The sequence below is a fragment of the Sphingomonas astaxanthinifaciens DSM 22298 genome (assembly GCF_000711715.1).
In the GTDB taxonomy this organism is placed as follows: domain Bacteria; phylum Pseudomonadota; class Alphaproteobacteria; order Sphingomonadales; family Sphingomonadaceae; genus Sphingomicrobium; species Sphingomicrobium astaxanthinifaciens_A.
Genome location: NZ_JONN01000001.1, coordinates 1,309,276 through 1,329,092 on the forward strand (window position 1 = coordinate 1,309,276; position 19,817 = coordinate 1,329,092).

The window sequence follows — 19,817 nt, forward strand, 5'->3', positions numbered from 1 at the left end:
TGGCCCGCCGGATCGGCGGTTTTCCTGTGGAAAACTGATGCAGCGGCGCAACGATTCCACCGGAATCCAGATGTTTAGGGCATGTTAACCTTTTCAGGCGACACGGCTAATGGTTAATGCACGCTTCAGGGCCGTTAAGCCGTCGTAACGCTTGGCTGCTCCTTGAACGGGGGAATTGAGAAATGCGCGTTCTGCTGATCGAGGATGAGCCGACCACCGCCAAGTCGATCGAGCTGATGCTCGGGACCGAGGGGTTCAACGTCTACACCACCGACCTCGGGGAAGAAGGCCTCGATCTCGGCAAGCTCTACGACTACGACATCATCCTGCTCGACCTCAATCTGCCCGACATGCACGGCTATGACGTGCTGAAGAAGCTCCGCACCGCCAAGGTCTCGACCCCGGTGCTCATCCTCTCGGGCATCGGCGAGATGGACTCGAAGGTCCGCGCGCTGGGCTTCGGCGCCGACGATTATGTCACCAAGCCCTTCCACCGCGACGAGCTGGTCGCCCGCATCCACGCCATCGTCCGCCGCTCGAAGGGTCACAGCCAGTCGGTCATCCGCACCGGCAAGCTGGCGGTCAATCTCGACGCCAAGACGGTCGAGGTCGACGGTGCCCGCGTGCACCTCACCGGCAAGGAATATGCGATGCTGGAGCTGCTCTCGCTCCGCAAGGGCACCACGCTCACCAAGGAAATGTTCCTGAACCACCTCTACGGCGGGATGGACGAGCCCGAGCTCAAGATCATCGACGTGTTCATCTGCAAGCTCCGCAAGAAGCTGAGTCTCGCCTGCGGCGGCGACAATTACATCGAGACCGTCTGGGGCCGCGGCTACGTGCTGCGCGACGCGGGCGACGTCGAGATGGCCGAAGCGGCCGTTGCCTGATCTTGTGGCTCCGAGGCACGGCGAACGCCATGCCATGGAGCGGATCGGCTGGTTGCGGGCCGCGGTTCTCGGCGCCAATGACGGGATCGTCTCGACCGGCAGCCTGATCGTCGGCGTCGCCGCATCGGCCGCCGGCCGCAACGAAGTGCTGATAGCCGGGGTCGCCGCGCTGGTCGCTGGCGCGATGTCGATGGCGGCGGGCGAATATGTCTCGGTCAGCAGCCAGGCCGACACCGAAAAGGCCGACCTCGATCGCGAACGGACCGAGCTCGCCACCATCCCCGAGGCCGAGAAGCTCGAGCTGGCCAAGATCTACGAGGAGCGCGGTGTCGAGAAGGCTCTCGCGCTCGAGGTCGCCGGGCAGATGATGGCGCATGATGCGCTGGGTGCCCACGCCCGCGACGAACTCGGCATTTCGGAAATCACCTCGGCGAGGCCGCTCCAGGCCGCGATCACCTCCGCCCTCACCTTCACCGCCGGGGCCGGTGCGCCTCTGCTGGCAGTGCTGCTGGTGCCCGTCGGAATGCTCATTCCGGCGGTCGTCATCGTCTCGCTGCTGTGCCTCGTCATCCTCGGCGCGGTCGGGGCGAAGCTCGGCGGCGCGCCGGTCGGACGATCGGTCCTTCGGGTCGGTTTCTGGGGCGCGATGGCGATGCTGGTGACGGCCGGGGTCGGCCGCCTGTTCGGGACCGCGGTCGGCTAGACCTTGCTGAGCCCGGGCGCGCGGACCTTGCCCGCGCTTCCGATCACCGGACCCGGATCGAACCGCTTCCAGCCGTCGCGGCCAAGCCGTTCGATCGGGCGGAACTTGGCCTTGTAGGCCATGCGCTCGGACCCCTCGACCCAATAGCCGAGGTAGACGTAGGGCAGGCCCGCCCGCGCGGCGCGGATGATGTGGTCGAGGATGATGAAGGTCCCAAGCCCCTTCCGGTCGCTGAGCGAGGGGTCGTAGAAGCTGTAGATCATGCTCAGCCCGTCGCTCTGCTGGTCGCTGAGGCAGGCGCCGACCAGACGGCCCGGGCGGCCATCGACCGAGGGTTCGCGATATTCGACGACATAGGTGCGGACCGGGGTCTGCTCGACCATGTCGGCGAAATCGTTCTCGTCCATCTCGGCCATGCCGCCGCCGGGGTGGCGCACGGCAAGATAGCGGCGGAGGAGATCGAACTGCTCCTCGGTGGTCCACGGCTTGCAGGCGGTGACCTCGAGATCGGCATGGCGGCGGAGCAGCTTGCGCTGCGTGGCCGAAGGCTCGAACTCATTGGCCGCAACGCGGACCGAGACGCACGCCTGGCACTCGACGCAGCTCGGCCGGTAGGCGACCGACTGCGAGCGGCGGAAGCCGATCCGGCCCAGTGCCTCGTTGAGCTCACCCGCATGGTGGCCCGACAGCTCCGTGAACACCTTCCGCTCGATCTTGCCCGGAAGATACGGACAAGGCGCCGGCGAGGTGACGAAGAATTTCGGGAAGCGGAACGGAGCGCTCAAGCCGGGGCCTTCGGATCAGAAATGGTTACGAAAGTGTTTATGCGCTCGACCAACGCCCATGGGAAGGCCCCGCTCCCGCCCAAAGATGGTTAAGCCCAAAGCCTGTACCGCTTCGGGTCAGCGCTACAGTTTCCCGGCCCGCATCGGCGCCATCACCGTGTCGGCAAAGCGGTCCATTTCCTCGGCCTGCGGGCTCATCTGGAGGAGCAGGAGATCGAGCCCGACCGCCTCATAGGCGCGGATCCGCTCGGCGACCTGCTCGGGGGTGCCGACGAGGTTGGGCCGGAGCCCGCGGTTCGAGACGCTATACTCCTGCAGCTTGAGCGTTCGCTCGAGCTCGGTCCCCGACAGCCACTGGTCGAAATTCGCAAAGCCGGGCGGCGGCTCGCTGGGCATGGCGGTGATCCGCTCGAGCTCGGCCTTTGCCGCGGCCTCGGTGTCGCGGACGATGACGTAGGCGGCCATGCCGAACGGCATCGGCGGCCCGCCCACCTTTTCCCGCCGCGCGCGCATGTCGGCGATTCTTGCGGCGATGGCCTCGACGGGATCGCCGTGCATGACATAGGCGTCGCACTGGGTGGCGATGAGCGTCTTGGCGGCCTCGCTCTCACCGCCGGCATAGACGACGGGCCGGCGGACCGGCTTGGGCGAGACGATCGCATCGCGCAGCTGGTAGCGTTCGCCCTGGTGGGAGAAGCGCGCCTCGCGCCACAGCCCGTCGACCACGGTCAGCCACTCGGCGGTGCGGGCATAGCGGTCGTCATGCTGGTCGAAGGCGAGGCCATATTGCTCGGCCTCCGCCTTCCACCAGCTGGAGACGACGTTGAGCGCGAGCCGCCCATTGGAGATGCGGTCGATGTTGGCCGCCTGCTTGGCGAGCAGGGCGGGATGGTGGAAATTGGGCCGCACCGCGACCATCAGCTCGATGCTGCGAGTCACCGCCGCGAGCGCCGCGGCGGTGCTCCAGGCGTCCAGCGCGGGCTCCTCGATCCCCTTGATGTCGTTGAGGTAGAGCTCGGCGATGAGGGACAGGTCCCAGCCCTTTGCTTCCGAGCGCAGGGTAAGGTCGCGCACCGCGTCCCAGCTTGCCGCCGGACCCTCGTCGGGGTCGTTGCGAAGCCAGCCGCCGAACACCGGCATCCAGTAACCGAACCTCATGCCCGCGCCTCCGCGATCCTTGCCTTGAGCCATTCGACCAGCCGGTCGTGCGGATCCCAGCCAAGCACTTGCACCGGCCGCGCGACGAAGTTCGAGAGGGCATTGATGTCGTAGAATTTCGACGTCCCGTCGCGGTCGTCGACCATCACCTCGACCCCGCCGACATCCATGCCCATGGCCTGCGCGACCCGTTCGGCCGCAGCCACGATGTCGGGCGGCGGCGCGAACGCGGTCATGGCGATGGGGGTGCCGCGCTCGTCGTCGCAGGCATCGGCCGGGCAGAGGTCGAACTGCCCCGCGCCATCGACGTTGATGGCGTAAAGGAAGCGGCCGCCGAGGGTCTCAAGCCGCCAGATGACGCCATCTCGCGCGGGGATGGCTTCCTGCACCAGCAGCACGCGATCGACCGAGGCTGGAGCCTCGCCCGCCGCGACCACCGCCTCCAGCTCGGCGCGGCTGTCGAAGCGCATGATCCCCGCGCCCGACCCGCCGACATTGGCCTTGACCAGCAGGGGATAGCCGATCGCCTCGGCTGCCTTGGCGAGGTCGGCGGCACGATGGACGACGCGGGTGCGCGGGGTGGCGAGGCCGAGGCCCTGCAGCAGCGAGAGTTGCCGCGCCTTGCTGCTGTCGACCGCCATCACCTCGGGGCCGTTGAGGATGGTCGCGCCCTGCCGTCGCCAATGGTCGAGCAGCGCGATCGCGTAAAAGAGCGGATGCTCGGGCTCGCGCAGGAAGCTCGACATGGCGACGCGGTTGAGGACGACGGGAGCCGGCGGGGGCGAGCCAGCCGGATCGAAGTCGTGGTCGCCGGCGGAGATTTTAACATAGTCGATGCCCGCGCGGTCGAGCGCCGCGAACAAGGGCTCGAACCACAGGGGATGCTCGTAGAGGATGGCAAGCTCGGGCATTCGCTTCCTTCGGCTGAAGTGCGCTTGCCCGAGCACGTGGGCGGCCGCTTGCTAGCTGCGGCTCAGCCCTCTCGCAAGGCCCGCCAGGCGAGCAGCAGCCAGCCGGCGATCATCGCCGTGCCGCCGAGCGGCGTAATGGCGCCGAGCCAGCGGGGAAGTCCCAGCGCCATGGCGTAGAGAGTGACCGCGAAGAGCAGGCTTCCGCCTGCCAGCAGTCCGCCGGCGAGGGCGAGGCGTGGCCGCTTCGCAAGCCCGATCGCGACCGCCGCCACCGCATGAGTGAGGAGGTAGAAGGTCGCGGTCTGCCACCAGCCGATCGCCTCGGTGTCGAGCCGATCTTTCAGCGCATGTGCGCCGAACGCGCCAAGGCCGACCGCGGCCGCCGCGATCAGGGCCCCGGTCGCGGTCAGCCGCCGGCTCACGCCTGGTGGATGGCCTTGGTGACCTGGTAGCTCTGCAGGCCCTCGACCCCGCCCTCGGAGCCCGACCCCGATTCCTTGACCCCGCCGAACGGCGCGTCGGCGCTCGAAATCGCGAAGGTGTTGATCCCCACCATCCCGCTCTCGATCCCGTCGCCGAGCCGGTTGGCGCGGCGGCCGTTCTCGGTGAACACGAAGGCGGCGAGCCCGAAGGGAAGCCGGTTGGCCTCGTGCAGCGCCTCGTCCTCGGACTTGAAGCTGCGCATGAGCGCGAGCGGGCCGAACGGTTCGACGTTCATCGCCTGCGCCTCGTTGGGCACGTCGGCGAGCACGGTCGGCTGGAAGAAGAAGCCGGCGTCGCCCGCCTCACCGCCCGCCAGCACGCGCGCCCCCTTGGCCCGGGCATCTTCGACGAGGCCAGCGATGGCCGGCAGCCGCCGCTGGTTGGCGAGCGGTCCCATCCTGGTCTCGGCCTCGAGCCCGTTGCCGATCTTCACCTTGGCGGTGCGTTCGGCAAAGCCCTTGGCGAAGGCGTCGTAAATGCCTTCCTGGACGTAGAAACGGGTCGGCGAGACGCAGACCTGGCCGGCATTACGGAATTTCTGCGGGACGATCATGTCGAGCGTCTTGTCGAGGTCGCAGTCGTCGAAGACGAGCACCGGGGCGTGGCCGCCAAGCTCCATGGTGATGCGCTTCATGCCGTCGGCGGCGAGCTTCATCAGGTGCTTGCCGACCGCGGTCGAGCCGGTGAAGCTGATCTTGCGGATGACCGGCGAGCCGATGATGTGGCGCGACACGGTGTCGGGCACGCCGTGGACCAGCTGAAACACGCCCTTGGGGATGCCGGCGTCGTCGAGCGCCCTGGCCATAGCGCCGGTGCAGCCAGGAGTCTCCTCGGGCGGCTTGGAAATGACGGTGCAGCCCGCCGCCAGCGCCGCGGCGACCTTCTTGGCGAGAAGGTAGATCGGGAAATTCCAAGGCGTGAAGGTCGCGGTCGGACCGACCGGCTGGGGAATGACGATCGAGCGCTGGCCGGTCGGACGGACCAGCACGCGGCCGCCCTGGCGCTTCGCCTCCTCGGCATAATAATCGAACATCTGCGCGGCGCCGTGGACCTCGCCCACCGCCTCGGGAAGCGGCTTGCCCTGCTCCTGCGTCAGCAGCATCCCGATGTCCTGCGCCCGCTCACGCAACAGGGCGGCGGCCTTGTGGAGGATCGCGCCGCGCGCCTCGACGTCGGTCGCGCGCCAGGCCGGCCAGGCACGGTTCGCCGCCTCGAGCGCCTCGTCGAGCTCGGCGGCGCTGGCGAGCGGCACTTCGGCGATGGCCTGACCGGTCGCGGGGTTGATGACGGGAGCGCGGTCGCCCTCCCCCTGGCGCCAGGCGCCGTCGATGAAGAGCTTGAGCTCGGCTTCGTAGGACATGCGCCCTATCTAGGCGCGGCGGCGGCGGACTACCAGCGGCAGCAGGACAAGGGCGAGCAGGACCGTCAGCAGCGCCACCGCCGCGAAGCCGACGACGAAGACATTGTGGGTGTCCTCATGCTCCTTGAGGTCCATGACATGGAGCCCGAACATCCAGTCGTAGAAGCGCCACCACCGGGTGCGGGTCGCAATCACCCCGCCGGTCTGGGCATCGACGAAGATGTGGGTGCCATCGCTGAGGTTCACTTGCCAGGTCGCGAGCGGCCGGCGCAGTTCGAGCGGCGGGGCATCGGCGCCGGTCCGCTCGACCGAGGCGATCCGCGCCGTGCCCGTGTAGCGGCGCATGACCTCGACGGCGGCGTCGGCGGCGCTTGGCGAGGGAAGCAGCTGACCGGTAGCGGGGTCGGCGATCCGGGTCGGGCCGTTCCTCAGTTCGATGATCCAGCGCGGACCCGCGGCGCGGCTCTCGAGGCTGACCTTGGCCAGGGGCAGCCCCGCGACCTCGCTCGGAAGCACCGCGGGGGCGGTCAGGGTGACCGGATCGAGCGGGCGCAGGAGGTCGGTGCCCCGCACCTCGTCGATGGGCTTCCACACCATGACGAGGCCCGACACCGTCCAGAACAGGAGCGGCAGGCCGACGATCCAGCCGAGCCACACATGCCAGCGGCGAAGGGTGGCCCGGAGCTTCACGCGCGGTGGATCAGACGTGGATCGGCTTGCCGGTCACCGCCATCGCCGCTTCCTTGAAGGCCTCGGCGTGGGTCGGGTGGGCGTGGCAGGTGTAGGCAATGTCCTCGGACGTGGCGCCAAACTCCATCGCCTGCGCGGCCTGCGCGATCATCGTGCCGGCAAGGTTGTTGATCATCCACACGCCGAGCACGCGGTCGGTCTTGGCGTCGGCGATCACCTTGACGAGGCCGTCGGGCTCGCCGTTGGTCTTGGCGCGGCTATTGGCCATCATCGGGAACTTGCCGACCTTGACCTCGCCGCCGGCGCGGGCCTGCTCCTCGGTCAGGCCGACGCCGGCGATTTCCGGGGTGGTGTAGACGACGCTCGGGATGATCGCGTGGTTCACGATGCCGGTGAGGCCCGCGATATTCTCGGCGACCGCAATGCCCTCGTCCTCGGCCTTATGCGCGAGCATCGGGCCGGGGATGACGTCGCCGATCGCCCAGATGCCGGGCACGCTCGTGCGGAAGCTGTGATCGGTCTCGATCTGGCCGCGCTGGTTGAGGCTGAGTCCGGCGGCGTCGAGACCGAGGCCTTCGGTGTTCGGACGACGACCGATCGACACCAGCACATGGCTCGCCTCGATCGTCTCGGCCGCGCCGCCCTTGGCGGGTTCGACCGTGACGGTGACGCCGTTGGCGGTCGCCTCGGCCCCGGTGACCTTGGTGCCGAGCTTGTATTCGAAGCCCTGCTTCTTGAAGATCTTGTTGGCTTCCTTGCGGATTTCCTCGTCCATGCCGGGGAGGATCTGGTCGAGATATTCAACCACGGTGACCTTGGCCCCGAGCCGGCGCCAGACAGACCCAAGTTCGAGCCCGATCACGCCGCCGCCGATGACGACGAGGTGGCTCGGCACTTCGGGAAGCTCGAGTGCACCGGTCGAGTCCACGATGCGCTGTTGGTCGACGGTGACGCCCGGAAGCGGGGTGACCGACGAACCGGTGGCAACGACGATGTTCTTGGCGCGGACCGTCTGGCCGGCAACCTCGACCGTGTCGGCCGCGGTGAACTTGGCGAGGCCCTTGAGCCAGGTCACCTTGTTCTTCTTAAACAGGAATTCGACGCCCTTGGTGAGGCCGCCGACGGCCTCGCGGCGACCGTCGTGCATCTTGGCGAGGTCGAACTTGAATTCGCCGGTGATGCCCCACTTGGCCATATGGCCGTGCGCGGCTTCCTCGAACAGTTCGCTCGCGTGGAGCAGCGCCTTCGACGGGATGCAGCCGACGTTGAGGCAGGTTCCGCCGAGCGTCTCGCGGCTTTCGGCGCAGGCGGTCTTGAGCCCGAGCTGCGCGGCGCGGATCGCGGCCACGTAGCCGCCGGGGCCGGCACCGATGACCAGCACGTCGTAATCGTAATCAGCCATGTTCAAATCCTAGAGATCGATGAGGAGCCGGGTCGGATCCTCGATCGCTTCCTTGATCCGCACCAGGAAGGTGACCGCCTCGCGGCCGTCGACCAGGCGGTGGTCGTAGGAGAGCGCCAGATACATCATCGGGCGGGCGACGATCTGGCCGTCCTTCACCACCGGCCGTTCCTCGATCCGGTGAAGGCCGAGCACCGCCGACTGCGGCGGGTTGATGATCGGGGTGCTCATCAGGCTCCCGAAGACGCCGCCGTTGGAAATGGTGAAGGTGCCGCCCTTCATGTCGTCGGCGGTCAGCGTGCCGGCCTTGGCGCGGGCGCCGAAGTCGGCGATCGTGCGCTCGATCTCGGCGAAGCTCATCTGGTCGGCCGAGCGGACCACCGGCACCACCAGGCCCTTGGGGGCCGAGACCGCGACCGAGACGTCGAGGTAATTGTGGTAGACGATCTCGTCGCCCTCGATGCGGGCATTGACCGACGGCACGTCACGAGCGGCGAGCGCGGCGGCCTTGGTGAAGAAGCCCATGAAGCCGAGGCGGATGCCGTGCTTCTTCTCGAACAGGTCCTTGTAGCGGGCGCGGGCGGCGATCACCTCGGTCATGTCGACGTCGTTGAACGTCGTCAGCAGCGCGGCGGTGTTCTGCGCGTCCTTGAGCCGGGTCGCGATGGTCTGGCGCAGGCGGGTCATCTTGACCCGTTCCTCGCTACGCTCGCCCTTGGGCGACGCCGGGACCGACGCCTTGGCGGGGGCCGGCGCGGCGGCGGCCGGAGCCGGAGCGCTGCTCGCCTTGGCGACGTCTTCCTTGGTGATCCGTCCGTCCTTGCCGGTACCGGTCAGGCTCGCGGCATCGATCCCGCTTTCCTGGACCGCGCGGCGGACCGAGGGCGAAAGGCGCAGGGCCTGCGCCTGCTCGTCGGTGATCTCGTGACCCGAGGTGGAAGCTGCGGCCGGTGCCGGTGCAGCGGCAGGCTCGGCCGGCTTGGTGGCCGGAGCAGCAGCAGCGCCGCTGCCCTCGCCGATCGTCGCGATCACCGCGCCGACATTGACCGTGTCACCTTCGGCGACCAGCGCCTCGCCGAACACGCCGGCGACCGGCGACGGCACGTCGACGCTGACCTTGTCGGTCTCGAGGCTGGCGACGGGTTCGTCGACTGCGACCGCGTCGCCCGGCTTCTTCAGCCACGCGCCGAGCGTCGCTTCGGTGATGCTTTCGCCCAGTGCCGGGACTTTGACTTCGATGCCCATGCTTCTCCCTTACGCGTTCGCTTTGCCGGCATGGCGCACGGTGTCCACCGCGGCATCGGTCGCCGCCGCGTCAGCCCGGGCGGTGCCGAGCGCATCGGCGATCAGCGCGCTTTGTTCGGCGACATGCCGCTTGGCAAGTCCGGTCGCCGGCGAGGCCGAGGCGGCACGGCCGGCATAACGCGGACGCAGCGGCTTGCCCGCGGCCCGCAGGCAATCTTCCAGATAGGATTCGACGAAGAACCAGCTGCCGTTGTTGCGCGGCTCTTCCTGGCACCAGACCAGTTCCTCGAGCGCCGGCATCGCGGCCAGGCGCTTGACCAGAGGCTCGGCCGGGAAAGGATAGAGCTGCTCGATCCGCAGGATCTCGACGTCGCTCGCTCCGGCGGCGTCGCGCGCTTCCATCAGCTCGTAGGCGACCTTGCCCGAGCAGAGGACGAGGCGCCGGGTCTGGCCCTCGGCTGGCGGGGTCAGATCCGACAGAATCCGCTTGAAGTGCGATTCGCCGGTGAAGTCGCCGACATTCGAGACTGCGAGCTTGTGGCGGAGCAGCGACTTGGGCGTCATCACCACCAGCGGCTTGCGGAAGTCGCGCAGCAACTGGCGCCGCAGCAGGTGGAAGTAATTGGCCGGCGTGGTGCAGTTGGCGACCTGGATATTGTCCTCGGCGCAGAGCTGCAGATAGCGCTCGAGCCGGGCCGAGCTATGCTCCGGCCCCTGGCCCTCGAAGCCGTGCGGCAGCAGCAGGACGAGCCCGCTCGCGCGCAGCCACTTGGCTTCGCCGCTGGCGATGAACTGGTCCATGATGACCTGCGCGCCATTGGCGAAGTCGCCAAACTGCGCTTCCCACAGCACCAGGGTGCGCGGATCGGCGAGGCTGTAGCCATATTCGAAGCCGAGCACGCCGAACTCGCTGAGCGGCGAATCGCGGACCTCGAAGCGGCCGCCCTCGATCGTGGTCAGCGGCACGAATTTGTGGCCGTCCTTTTGATCGGTCCAGACCGCGTGACGCTGGCTGAAGGTGCCTCGGCCACTGTCCTGCCCCGACAGTCGGACATTGTGCCCCTCGGCGATCAGACCACCGAAGGCGAGCGCCTCGGCGGTCGCCCAGTCGAAGCCGGCGCCAGTGTCGAACATCGCCTTCTTGGCGTCGAGGATTCGCTGCAGCGTCTTGTGGATCGTGAGGTCGGCGGGAACGTGCGTCAGCACCTTGCCCAGCCGCGCGACCTCATCCTCGCCGATCGCGGTGCCGGTGTTGCGGCGCCCTTCGACCGGCTCGGCCGGGCGATTCAATCCGGCCCAGCGGCCCTCGAACCAGTCGGCCTTGTTGGGGAGGTAGGTCGCGCCCGCCTCGAATTCGGCCTCGAGATGCGCGACGAAATCATTGGTGCGCGCGTCGATCCAAGCCTGGTCGACCACTCCCTCGGCGACCAGCCGGTCGCCATAGAGCTTGCTCACCGGCGGATGCTGGCGGATCGCGGCATACATGAGCGGCTGGGTGAAGCTCGGCTCGTCGCCCTCGTTGTGGCCGAAGCGGCGGTAGCACCACATGTCGATGACGATGTCGCGGTTGAACTCCTGGCGGAATTCGGTCGCAAGCTTGCAGGCGAAGGTGACCGCTTCCGGGTCGTCGCCGTTGACGTGGAGGATCGGGGCCTGGATGCCCTTGGCGACGTCGCTCGGATAGGGCGACGATCGCGCGAACTGCGGGCTGGTGGTGAAGCCGACCTGGTTGTTGATGACGAAGTGGATGCAGCCGCCGGTGCCGTAGCCGGGGAGGCCGGAAAAGCTCAGGCACTCCCAGACGATGCCCTGGCCGGCAAAGGCCGCGTCGCCGTGGAGCAGGATCGGAAGGACCTTGTCGCCCTCGGCGTCGGCCTTGATCACCTGGACCGCGCGTGCCTTGCCGAGCACGACCGGATTGACCGCCTCGAGGTGCGACGGATTGGCCTGGAGCGAGAGGTGGACCTTGATCCCCTCGAATTCGCGGTCGCTCGAGGTGCCGAGGTGATATTTGACGTCGCCCGAGCCGCCCACGTCCTGCGGGTTGGCGCTGCCGCCGGCAAACTCGTTGAAGATGGCGCGATAGGGCTTGCCCATCACGTTGGCGAGGACGTTCAGCCGGCCGCGATGGGCCATGCCGACGACGATCTCCTCGACCCCCGCCTGCCCGCCATATTTGATCACCGCTTCGAGCGCGGGAATCATGCTCTCGCCGCCGTCGAGGCCGAAGCGCTTGGTGCCCACGTACTTGCGAGCAAGGAACTTCTCCCACTGCTCGCCGTGGATCACCTTCTCGAGGATCGCCTGCTTGCCCTCGGGGGTGAAGCTGACGCCCTTGTCGCGGCCTTCCATCCGATCCTGGAGGAAGCGGCGCTCCCCAAGATCGTTGATGTGCATATATTCGAGGCCGATCTTGCCGCAGTAATTCTTGCGCAGGATCGCCACGATCTCGCGCACGGTCGCGGTCTCGAGCCCGAGATTGCCACCGATGAAGATCGGGCGGTCCATGTCGGCGGCGGTGAAGCCGTGGAACTCGGGCGTGAGATCGGCCGGAAGCTCGCGCTGGCTGAGGCCAAGCGGATCGAGGTCGGCGGCGAGGTGGCCGCGCACCCGGTAGGTGCGGATCAGCATCATCGCCTGGATGCTGTCCTCGGCGGCGCGGCGGACCTCGGCGTCGGAGGCCCCGGCGGCGACGGCCTTTTCCTTGGCCTTGGCAGCGACCTTCTCAATTCCCGACCGAGTGGGGTCGAGCCCGGCATTGAGATCGTCGAGATCGGCCGACGGCCAGTTCGCCCGTTGCCAGCTCGGTCCCTGCTCGATCTCGATCTCGTCCATCACATCCTCGTCGTCCCGGCGACGGCCAGAACCTCAGGCAATATAGTCACAAAAACACGGATTTCCCGGCCTGCGCCGGGACAAGGCGCGTTTTCCTAGCCCTGCAGCAGTTCCTTCAGCGTCTTGCCAAGCTCAGATGGGCTCGGCGACACGCGGATTCCAGCGGCTTCCATCGCGGCGATCTTCGATTCCGCGTCGCCCTTGCCGCCCGAGACGATCGCCCCGGCGTGGCCCATGCGGCGGCCCGGAGGTGCGGTGCGGCCAGCGATGAAGCCGACGGTCGGCTTCGAACGACCGCGCTTCGCCTCGTCGGCGAGGAACTGCGCGGCCTCTTCCTCGGCGCTGCCGCCGATCTCACCGATCATGATGATCGACTTGGTCGCGTCGTCGGCAAGGAACATCTCGAGCATGTCGATGAACTCGGTGCCCTTGACCGGATCGCCGCCGATTCCGACCGCGGTGGTCTGGCCGAGGCCCTCGTTGGTGGTCTGGAACACCGCTTCATAGGTCAGCGTGCCCGAGCGCGAGACGACGCCCACCGAGCCCTTGGAGAAGATGTTGCCGGGCATGATGCCGATCTTGCACTCGCCCGGCGTCAGCACGCCCGGGCAGTTCGGCCCGATCAGCCGCGACTTGGAGCCCGAAAGCGCGCGCTTGACCTTGACCATGTCGAGCACCGGAATGCCCTCGGTGATTGCGACGATCAGCGGCACTTCGGCGTCGATCGCCTCGAGGATCGAATCGGCGGCGAAGGGCGGCGGGACGTAGATGACGCTCGCATCGGCACCGGTCTTCTCGACCGCCTCATGAACCGTGTCGAACACCGGCAGGTCGAGGTGAGTGGTCCCGCCCTTCCCCGGCGTGACGCCGCCGACCATCTGGGTCCCGTAGGCGAGCGCCTGGCTGGTGTGGAAGGTGCCGGTCTCCCCGGTCATGCCCTGGGTGATGACGCGGGTGTTCTTGTTGACGAGGATGCTCATTTGGTGCCTGCCGATGATTTGCTGACGAAACGGATTGCGGGCGTTGCCGAGATCCGATCCGGAATGATGGTAAGATTGCGCGGCCCCGATGCCGTGGCGAATTGCCAGGGCTGTCCGTCGACGAGTGTCTTTCTGAGAAGGACCTGGAGCGCCTTGAGAACTTGGTCCTGATCGGCCTGAGATGCCATCTTCGCTGTGGCTTCGCAGGATCGAACGACCCCATCGGGATCCTTCGCGAACGCGATGACGACCTTTCCGGTCTGCCCCGTGACGGTTCCGCTGACGGCGTCCTGAGTCCAGCCGGGCTTACCCGCGAAGTAAAGCGTATCGACCCGCTCTTCGCCCGTCGCGACCGCGCACCCGATCCCGGCTGCGACCGTTTCGGCGATCAACTGCGCATCCTCGGCATGGGCGACCGAGCCGAAGAGGAGAAGCGATCCGGCGACGAGCAGGCGTGCCTTACCCAAGGCTGGGGTCGATCTGCTTGCAGGCATCGAGGAGTTCCTTGACCGCGTCGACGCTGACCTGGAGATTGGCCTTGGCCTCGTCGTCGAGGGCGATCTCGATGATCTCCTCCGCGCCGCCGGCACCGATCACCACCGGAACGCCAACGTAAAGGCCGTCGAGGCCGTACTTGCCGTCGACATAGACCGCGCAGGGCAGGATCCGCTTCTGGTCGCCGAGATAGGCCTCTGCCATGGCGATCGCGCTGGTCGCCGGGGCGTAATAGGCCGAGCCGGTCTTGAGGAGCGCGACGATCTCACCGCCGCCGCCGCGGGTCCGCTTGACGATCTCGGCGATCTTTTCCTTCGACGACTTGCCCATGGCGACGAGGTCATCGACCGGGATGCCGCTGATGGTGGTGTAGCTGGTCACCGGGACCATGGTGTCGCCGTGGCCGCCGAGCACGAAGGCGTTCACGTCGCGGACCGACACGCCGAATTCCTCGGCGAGGAAGTGGGCGAAGCGCGCCGAGTCGAGCACGCCGGCCATGCCGACGACCTTGTTGTGCGGGAGCCCCGAGAATTCGCGCAGCGCCCAGACCATCGCGTCGAGCGGATTGGTGATGCAGATGACGAAGGCGTCGGGCGCGTTCGCCTTGATGCCCTCGCCGACCGCCTTCATCACCTTCAAATTGATGCCGAGCAGGTCGTCGCGGCTCATGCCCGGCTTGCGGGCGACACCGGCGGTGACGATGATGACGTCGGCGCCCTTGATGTCGGCATAGTCGTTCGAGCCGGTCACCTTGGCGTCGAAGCCCTCGACCGGGCCGCACTGGCTGAGGTCGAGCGCCTTGCCCTGCGGCACGCCCTCGACCACGTCGAACAGGACGATGTCGCCAAGCTCTTTCTGGGCGGCGAGGTGGGCAAGGGTGCCGCCGATATTGCCGGCGCCAATGAGGGCGATCTTCTTGCGGGCCATGGGTCTCCGTCGGGTCTGGACTGGGGGGCCGCCGGGAGACGGCCGGGTCGCTGGCGCCTCTAGCCCCAAGGAGGCCAAGGGGCAACCGCAAGCCGCGCGGCACGTTGGACAAAGATGAACGGAACCGTCACGACCGGTTCAGCGCCACTCTTCTAGGAGAAGCTCCATGAAACAGGCACTCATCCTCGCGGGCGCTGCGCTCGCCCTCGCCGCGGCTCCGGCCGCCGCCAAGCCCGGCAACGGTCATGGCCATCACGGCAAGCATGGTCAGCAGGCCTATGGCCAGCAATATGGCTATGGCGGCCAGTATGGCTACGGCCAGGGCGGCTGCCCGCCGGGTCTCGCCAAGAAGAACAATGGCTGCCTGCCGCCGGGCCAGGCGAAGAAGCTGCGGCTCGGTCAGCGTTATTACAACAGCTACGGCTATCGCCAGTACAGTTACAACAACCTGCCGTATGACATCCGCAGCCGCTATTACGGCAGCCGTCCGGACTATTACGACAATTACGACTATTACTATGGCGACGGCAATCTCTACCGGGTGGATCCCACCACCCAGGTCGTCCAGCAAATCATCCAGGCGCTGATCCGCTAAGCCGTTTCAACCGAAGAAAAGGGGGCGTCGCGAAACCATTCGCGGCGCCCCTTGTCGCATCAGCGGCCGGCGAGCCGCTTCAGCATCGCTTCCCAGAAGAGCACGTTGTCATAAACGGCCTTGACCGGGGTCCGCTCGTCGAGACCGTGCGCGCGCTCGTCCTCGGGCGAAATCACCCAGGTCGAGTCGACGCCGTAGACGGGGATACCGTTGGCGCGGAAGAAGCGGCCGTCCGACGCGCCCGTGCTCATCACTGGGCTCAATTCCTGCTTGCCGAGCAACGGCACCAGCGCGGCCTCATAGGCCGAGGAGATGTCGGCCCGGAGCGGCGAGGCATCGGCGGCCGCGGCAATGAAGCCGGGCTTGAGGCCGACCTCGACCCCGTCCCCGACCGCCTGCTTCAGTTCGGCCAGCACCTGGTCCGGCGTCACGCCCGGCATGATCCGGCAGTTGACCGTCGCCCGCGCCATCTGGGGCAGGGCATTGTCGGCATGACCGCCCTCCAGCCGGGTCGCGACGCAGCGGGTCCGGGTCAGGCCGACCTCCAGTTCATTCGCCTCGATCGCGTCGGCCGCCGCGCCTTCGTTGGGATTGGCGAGCCAGGCGGCGATCGACCGGCCGAGCGGGCTGTTCCCCTCCTGCTTGGCGCGCAGGGTGAAATAGGCGCGGCTCGTCTCGTTCATCATCGGGGTGAAGCGATGCGTCTCGACCGCCTTCAGCGCGCTTGCCAGCTCGTAGATAGCGTTGTCCGGCCGCGGGCGGCTCGAATGGCCACCCTTGTTGCGCACCGTCAGCCAGTAATTCTGCGAAATCTTCTCGGCGGTCTGGAGGCCGTAACCGAGCGGCGTACCATCGGCCTTGAAGGCGCCCCCGCCGCCGTCGGAATTGAGGGCATATTCGGCATCGGTCCACTGGCGCCAGTCGGTCGCGCCGAGCCGCGCGCCGATCCCGCCCGTCTCCTCGTCGCCGGTGAAGAAGAGGATGAGATCGCGCTTCGGCTTGAAGCCGGCCGCCTTCAGCTTGAGTAAGGCGGTGGTCAGCCCGACCAGCCCCGACTTGTTGTCGAGGCTCCCGCGGCCGTAAAAATAGCCGTCCTTCTCGATGAAGGCGAAGGGATCCTCCTTCCAGTCCTCGCGCTTGGCCTCGACCACGTCCATGTGCGCCATCAGCAGGATCGGCTTCGCAACGGGCTTCTCCGCGCGCCAGCGGGCGATCAGCGTCACCGTGTCGTCGCCGTTGACGTCCTTGTAGGGCATCAGCCGGATGTCGTCGGCGGCAAAGCCCGCCGCCTTGAGCTGGTCGGCGAGATAGGTGGCAAGGATTGGCACCTGGTGGCGGCCCGTCACCGTCGGGGTCTCGACCGCCTTTTGATAAATGGCGCGGGTCTTTGCCTGCCAGGTCGTATCGAGCCTGGTCGGCGTCCCCACCGGCGACGCGGCCATCGCCGTTCCGCCGAGCAGCAGCCCCAGCGCCGCTCCGATTGCCTTCCTCATCTTGCCCTCCCCTGTCGATCCCGGCCTATTTGCCGGCCAGTTCCCGCACCATCGTCTCCCAGTGCAGCACGTCGTCATAGGCCGCGCGGACCGGAATCCGCTCGTCGAGACCGTGCGCGCGCTCGTCATCGGGACTGATCCCCCAGCCGCCGTCGACGCCGTAGGTCGGGATCCCGGCCGAACGGAAGAAACTTGCGTCGCTGGTGCCGGTCGCCATGTTGGGAATGACCCGCATGGTCTTGCCCATCGCGCCCTGCACCGCCTCGGTATAGGCAGCGAGCACGTCGGGGCGGATCGCGGGCACCGGGGTCGGCTTTCCGATGAAGCTCGGGTCGGGGACGATCTCGACGCCGCGCCCGACCAGCGCCTGCAATTCGGCCTGGATCGCCGCCGGCTCGACCCCCGGCATGATCCGGCAATTCACCGTCGCGCGCGCCATCTGCGGCAGCGCATTGTCGGCATGGCCGCCGCTGAGCATCGTCGCGACGCAGCGGGTGCGGGTCTTGCCGACCTCGAGCTCGCTCGCCTCGATCGCGTCGGCCGCCTCGCCGTCGTTCGGATTGGCGAGCCAACGCCGCATCGCGTCGCCGAGCGCGCCCTTCTCGTCCTGCTGGCGGGCCTGGAAGTAAGCGCGGGTGACCTCGTTCAGCTGCGGCGCGAAGCGATGGGTCTCGAGCTTCTTCAACGCGTCGCCGAGCTGGTAGATGGCATTGTCCGGGCGCGGCCGGCTCGAGTGGCCGCCCTTGTTGCGCACGGTGAAGAAATAGGTCTGGTAGGTCTTCTCGGCGGCGTCGAGCGCGAAGCCCAAGGGACGGCCGCCGGTGTCGAACGCCCCGCCCCCGCCATCGGCGTTGAGCGCGAATTCGCCGTCGAGCCTCCCCTTCCACTCGGTCGAGCCGAGGAGTGCGCCATTCTGCTGAGTCTCCTCGTCGCCGGTGAAGAAGAGGATGATGTCGCGCTTCGGCTTGAAGCCCTCGGCCTTGAGCTTGGCCAGCGCGAGCGTGGTGGCGGCGATCCCGGTCTTCATGTCGGAGGTGCCGCGACCGTAGAAATAGCCGTCCTTCTCGAGGAACTGGAAGGGATCGTTCTTCCAGTCCTCGCGCTTGGCCTCGACCACGTCCATGTGGCCGATCACCAGCATCGGCTTCGCGGTCGGCTTGTCGGCCTTCCAGCGGAACAGGAGCGCGGCGGTCTTGTCGCCCGGCAGGCCCTCATAGGGCAGGATCTGGATGTCCTCCGCGGGGAAGCCGGCGGCGCGCAGCTGGGCCGCGACCGCCTCGGCGACCTTGGGAACTTGCCCGCGCTGGACCACCGAGGGCGTTTCGATGATCTGCTGGAGGAAGCTCCGCATCTTGGCCTGCCACGGCGCGGGCAAACGGCTCGGTGCCGCGACTGGACTGGCGGCGAGCGCGGGAACGGACAGGCAGGAGAGCAGCAACGCGAGACAGGGACGCATGGTCAGGTTCCTCGAAACGGATGCCTAGGCTAGGCCTCCTCTGTCCCCGGAAACAAGAGGCACGACCATGCGCCCTGTCCTGCTCACCACCACTGCCCTTGCGCTGATGCTCTCCGCCACTCCCGCCGAGGCAAGCAAGCGCGGCTGGGCCAAGGCGAGCGACATCAGCCGCGACCTCGTCGTCGGCTTCAGCCTCGCGCTCCCGGCCTATCACGGCGACTGGCGCGGGCTCGGCAGCACCGGCCTTGCGCTGGGCGTCACCGGCGCGGCGACGGCGGGACTCAAATATGCGATCCCCGAGACCCGGCCCGACGGCAGCGACCGCAAGAGCTTTCCCTCGGGCCACACCTCGATCAGCTTCGCGGCCGCGGCCAGCCTTCACAAGCGCTACGGCTGGCAGGCGGGGCTTCCGGCCTATGCGCTGGCGAGCTTCACCGGTCTCGCCCGGGTCAAGGCGGACAAGCATTATGTCCATGACGTGATCGCAGGCGCGGCGCTCGGCACCGCCGGCGGCTGGCTCCTCAACAGCAAGCGCAACGACAAGGTCGAGTGGCTGCCTTGGGCGAGCCACAAGGGCGGCGGGGTCAGCCTGTCGATGCGCTTCTAGGCGGATTTCGCCGGCTGTCGGTCCACACCAGCACGGCCATGATCGCCAACAGCACCAGGCTGGCGAGCGGACGGCTGAGGTCGAGCCCGCCCTTGGCCAGCGGCTTGTCGAGGAAATCGCCGACGGTCGCGCCGAGCGGACGGGTGAGGATGAAGGCGCTCCAGAACAGGAAGGCGCGATTGATCCGGGTCGTCGCGGTGAGGATCGCGAGCAGGGCGATCAGCCCGCCGAACAGCGCCGCGCCGCCGAGATAGCCAAGCCCGCCATCGTCGGCCGCCCAGTCGCCGAGCGCGGTGCCGAGCGTCTGCGAGAAGGTGATTGTCAGCCAGTAGAAGGCCTCGGTCCGGGGCGCGCTCACATGATCGGTCGCAATCCGGCCTTCGACAGCCTTCCACGCCCCGAGGCTCGCGAGCACCAGCCCGAACAGCAGCGCCGAGCCGCCCGCATAGCCGAGTCCGACCGACCGAGTCGCGAAATCGGCGAGGGTCGTCCCCGCCGTGGTCGAGGCGAGGATCGTCGCCCAGTAGAGCGCGGGATGGAAGCGCCTTGCCCGGATCTGCAGCGCGACCAGGATCGCGAGGGTCGCGCCGAACAGCACCGTTCCGACGAGATAGCCGTTGAGCCCCGCCGACCCGGCGTCGGGGGTCGCCTCGCCGAGCCAGCTCATCGACACCGTATCGCCGGCGGTCTCGCCGAGCGTGGTGGCGCAGATCTTGATGACCCAGAAGGCCAGCGTGAGCGCCGGGACCTTGCTCAGCGACGAAGCAGACGAAGCCATGGTGTCCGCGCTAGGCCTGTCCCC

19 protein-coding genes are annotated in these 19,817 nt (G+C 67.6%); 4 read left to right on the forward strand and 15 right to left on the reverse strand.

Annotation, left to right across the window (positions count from 1 at the left end; translation table 11 throughout):
• Window positions 1-182 precede the first annotated feature (182 nt).
• The gene (gene ctrA, locus BS69_RS0106770; RefSeq protein WP_029941205.1) at window positions 183-890 is read left to right on the forward strand and encodes a response regulator transcription factor CtrA; all 708 of its coding nucleotides are present in this window, start codon (window positions 183-185) and stop codon (window positions 888-890) included.
• A gap of 34 nt (window positions 891-924) precedes the next feature.
• On the forward strand, window positions 925-1,593 hold the full coding sequence (locus tag BS69_RS0106775; protein WP_051676595.1) for a VIT1/CCC1 transporter family protein: 669 nt from the start codon (window positions 925-927) through the stop codon (window positions 1,591-1,593).
• On the opposite strand, the gene BS69_RS0106780 is transcribed toward BS69_RS0106775, so the two are convergent.
• The 12 genes from BS69_RS0106780 to mdh form a co-directional block, all read right to left on the reverse strand.
• Complete coding sequence (locus BS69_RS0106780) at window positions 1,590-2,378, reverse strand: arginyltransferase (protein WP_029941207.1); 789 nt, start codon at window positions 2,376-2,378, stop codon at window positions 1,590-1,592. The two genes, BS69_RS0106775 and BS69_RS0106780, sit on opposite strands and share 4 nt — an antisense overlap.
• A 123-nt stretch (window positions 2,379-2,501) precedes the next feature.
• A complete protein-coding gene (locus BS69_RS0106785) occupies window positions 2,502-3,536 on the reverse strand; it encodes an LLM class flavin-dependent oxidoreductase (protein ID WP_029941208.1) in 1,035 nt (344 codons plus the stop codon).
• On the reverse strand, window positions 3,533-4,447 hold the full coding sequence (locus BS69_RS0106790; protein WP_029941209.1) for an ATP-grasp domain-containing protein: 915 nt from the start codon (window positions 4,445-4,447) through the stop codon (window positions 3,533-3,535). The genes BS69_RS0106785 and BS69_RS0106790 overlap by 4 nt, the downstream gene beginning before the upstream one ends.
• Before the next feature lie 62 nt (window positions 4,448-4,509).
• Window positions 4,510-4,869 (reverse strand): DUF423 domain-containing protein, encoded by a 360-nt coding sequence (locus BS69_RS0106795; protein ID WP_084184350.1) that lies wholly within the window; start codon window positions 4,867-4,869, stop codon window positions 4,510-4,512.
• On the reverse strand, window positions 4,866-6,290 hold the full coding sequence (locus BS69_RS0106800; RefSeq protein ID WP_029941211.1) for an NAD-dependent succinate-semialdehyde dehydrogenase: 1,425 nt from the start codon (window positions 6,288-6,290) through the stop codon (window positions 4,866-4,868). The genes BS69_RS0106795 and BS69_RS0106800 overlap by 4 nt, the downstream gene beginning before the upstream one ends.
• Before the next feature lie 9 nt (window positions 6,291-6,299).
• A complete protein-coding gene (locus BS69_RS0106805) occupies window positions 6,300-6,980 on the reverse strand; it encodes a PepSY domain-containing protein (RefSeq protein ID WP_029941212.1) in 681 nt (226 codons plus the stop codon).
• 10 nt (window positions 6,981-6,990) lie between these two features.
• Window positions 6,991-8,382, reverse strand: coding sequence for a dihydrolipoyl dehydrogenase (gene lpdA / locus BS69_RS0106810; RefSeq protein ID WP_029941213.1), 1,392 nt, complete (start codon window positions 8,380-8,382; stop codon window positions 6,991-6,993).
• Between the two features lie 9 nt (window positions 8,383-8,391).
• Window positions 8,392-9,627 (reverse strand): 2-oxoglutarate dehydrogenase complex dihydrolipoyllysine-residue succinyltransferase, encoded by a 1,236-nt coding sequence (odhB, locus tag BS69_RS0106815; protein ID WP_029941214.1) that lies wholly within the window; start codon window positions 9,625-9,627, stop codon window positions 8,392-8,394.
• A 9-nt stretch (window positions 9,628-9,636) separates the two neighbouring features.
• On the reverse strand, window positions 9,637-12,462 hold the full coding sequence (locus BS69_RS0106820) for a 2-oxoglutarate dehydrogenase E1 component (protein ID WP_051676745.1): 2,826 nt from the start codon (window positions 12,460-12,462) through the stop codon (window positions 9,637-9,639).
• Window positions 12,463-12,557: 95 nt separating this feature from the next.
• Entirely contained in the window at window positions 12,558-13,442 is an 885-nt protein-coding gene (gene sucD, locus BS69_RS0106825; protein ID WP_029941216.1) for a succinate--CoA ligase subunit alpha, read from the reverse strand.
• Window positions 13,439-13,909 (reverse strand): hypothetical protein, encoded by a 471-nt coding sequence (locus BS69_RS0106830; protein WP_029941217.1) that lies wholly within the window; start codon window positions 13,907-13,909, stop codon window positions 13,439-13,441. Before BS69_RS0106830 ends, sucD begins: the two co-directional genes overlap by 4 nt.
• On the reverse strand, window positions 13,902-14,864 hold the full coding sequence (gene mdh, locus BS69_RS0106835) for a malate dehydrogenase (protein ID WP_029941218.1): 963 nt from the start codon (window positions 14,862-14,864) through the stop codon (window positions 13,902-13,904). The genes BS69_RS0106830 and mdh overlap by 8 nt, the downstream gene beginning before the upstream one ends.
• Window positions 14,865-15,030: 166 nt before the next feature.
• On the opposite strand from mdh, the gene BS69_RS13650 reads away from it, so the two are divergent.
• Window positions 15,031-15,459: a hypothetical protein gene (locus BS69_RS13650; protein ID WP_051676596.1), complete on the forward strand. Its 429-nt coding sequence runs from the start codon at window positions 15,031-15,033 to the stop codon at window positions 15,457-15,459.
• 59 nt (window positions 15,460-15,518) lie between these two features.
• On the opposite strand, the gene BS69_RS0106845 is transcribed toward BS69_RS13650, so the two are convergent.
• The gene (locus BS69_RS0106845; RefSeq protein WP_029941220.1) at window positions 15,519-16,952 is read right to left on the reverse strand and encodes a M20/M25/M40 family metallo-hydrolase; all 1,434 of its coding nucleotides are present in this window, start codon (window positions 16,950-16,952) and stop codon (window positions 15,519-15,521) included.
• A gap of 25 nt (window positions 16,953-16,977) precedes the next feature.
• Entirely contained in the window at window positions 16,978-18,408 is a 1,431-nt protein-coding gene (locus tag BS69_RS0106850) for a M20/M25/M40 family metallo-hydrolase (protein ID WP_037504415.1), read from the reverse strand.
• Window positions 18,409-18,475: 67 nt separating this feature from the next.
• Between BS69_RS0106850 and BS69_RS0106855 the strand changes: the two genes are divergently transcribed.
• The gene (locus BS69_RS0106855) at window positions 18,476-19,015 is read left to right on the forward strand and encodes a phosphatase PAP2 family protein (RefSeq protein ID WP_029941222.1); all 540 of its coding nucleotides are present in this window, start codon (window positions 18,476-18,478) and stop codon (window positions 19,013-19,015) included.
• Here the strand turns inward: BS69_RS0106855 and BS69_RS0106860 are convergent.
• Window positions 18,993-19,793, reverse strand: coding sequence for a COG4705 family protein (locus BS69_RS0106860; protein WP_029941223.1), 801 nt, complete (start codon window positions 19,791-19,793; stop codon window positions 18,993-18,995). The genes BS69_RS0106855 and BS69_RS0106860 overlap by 23 nt on opposite strands.
• Window positions 19,794-19,817: the final 24 nt, after the last annotated feature.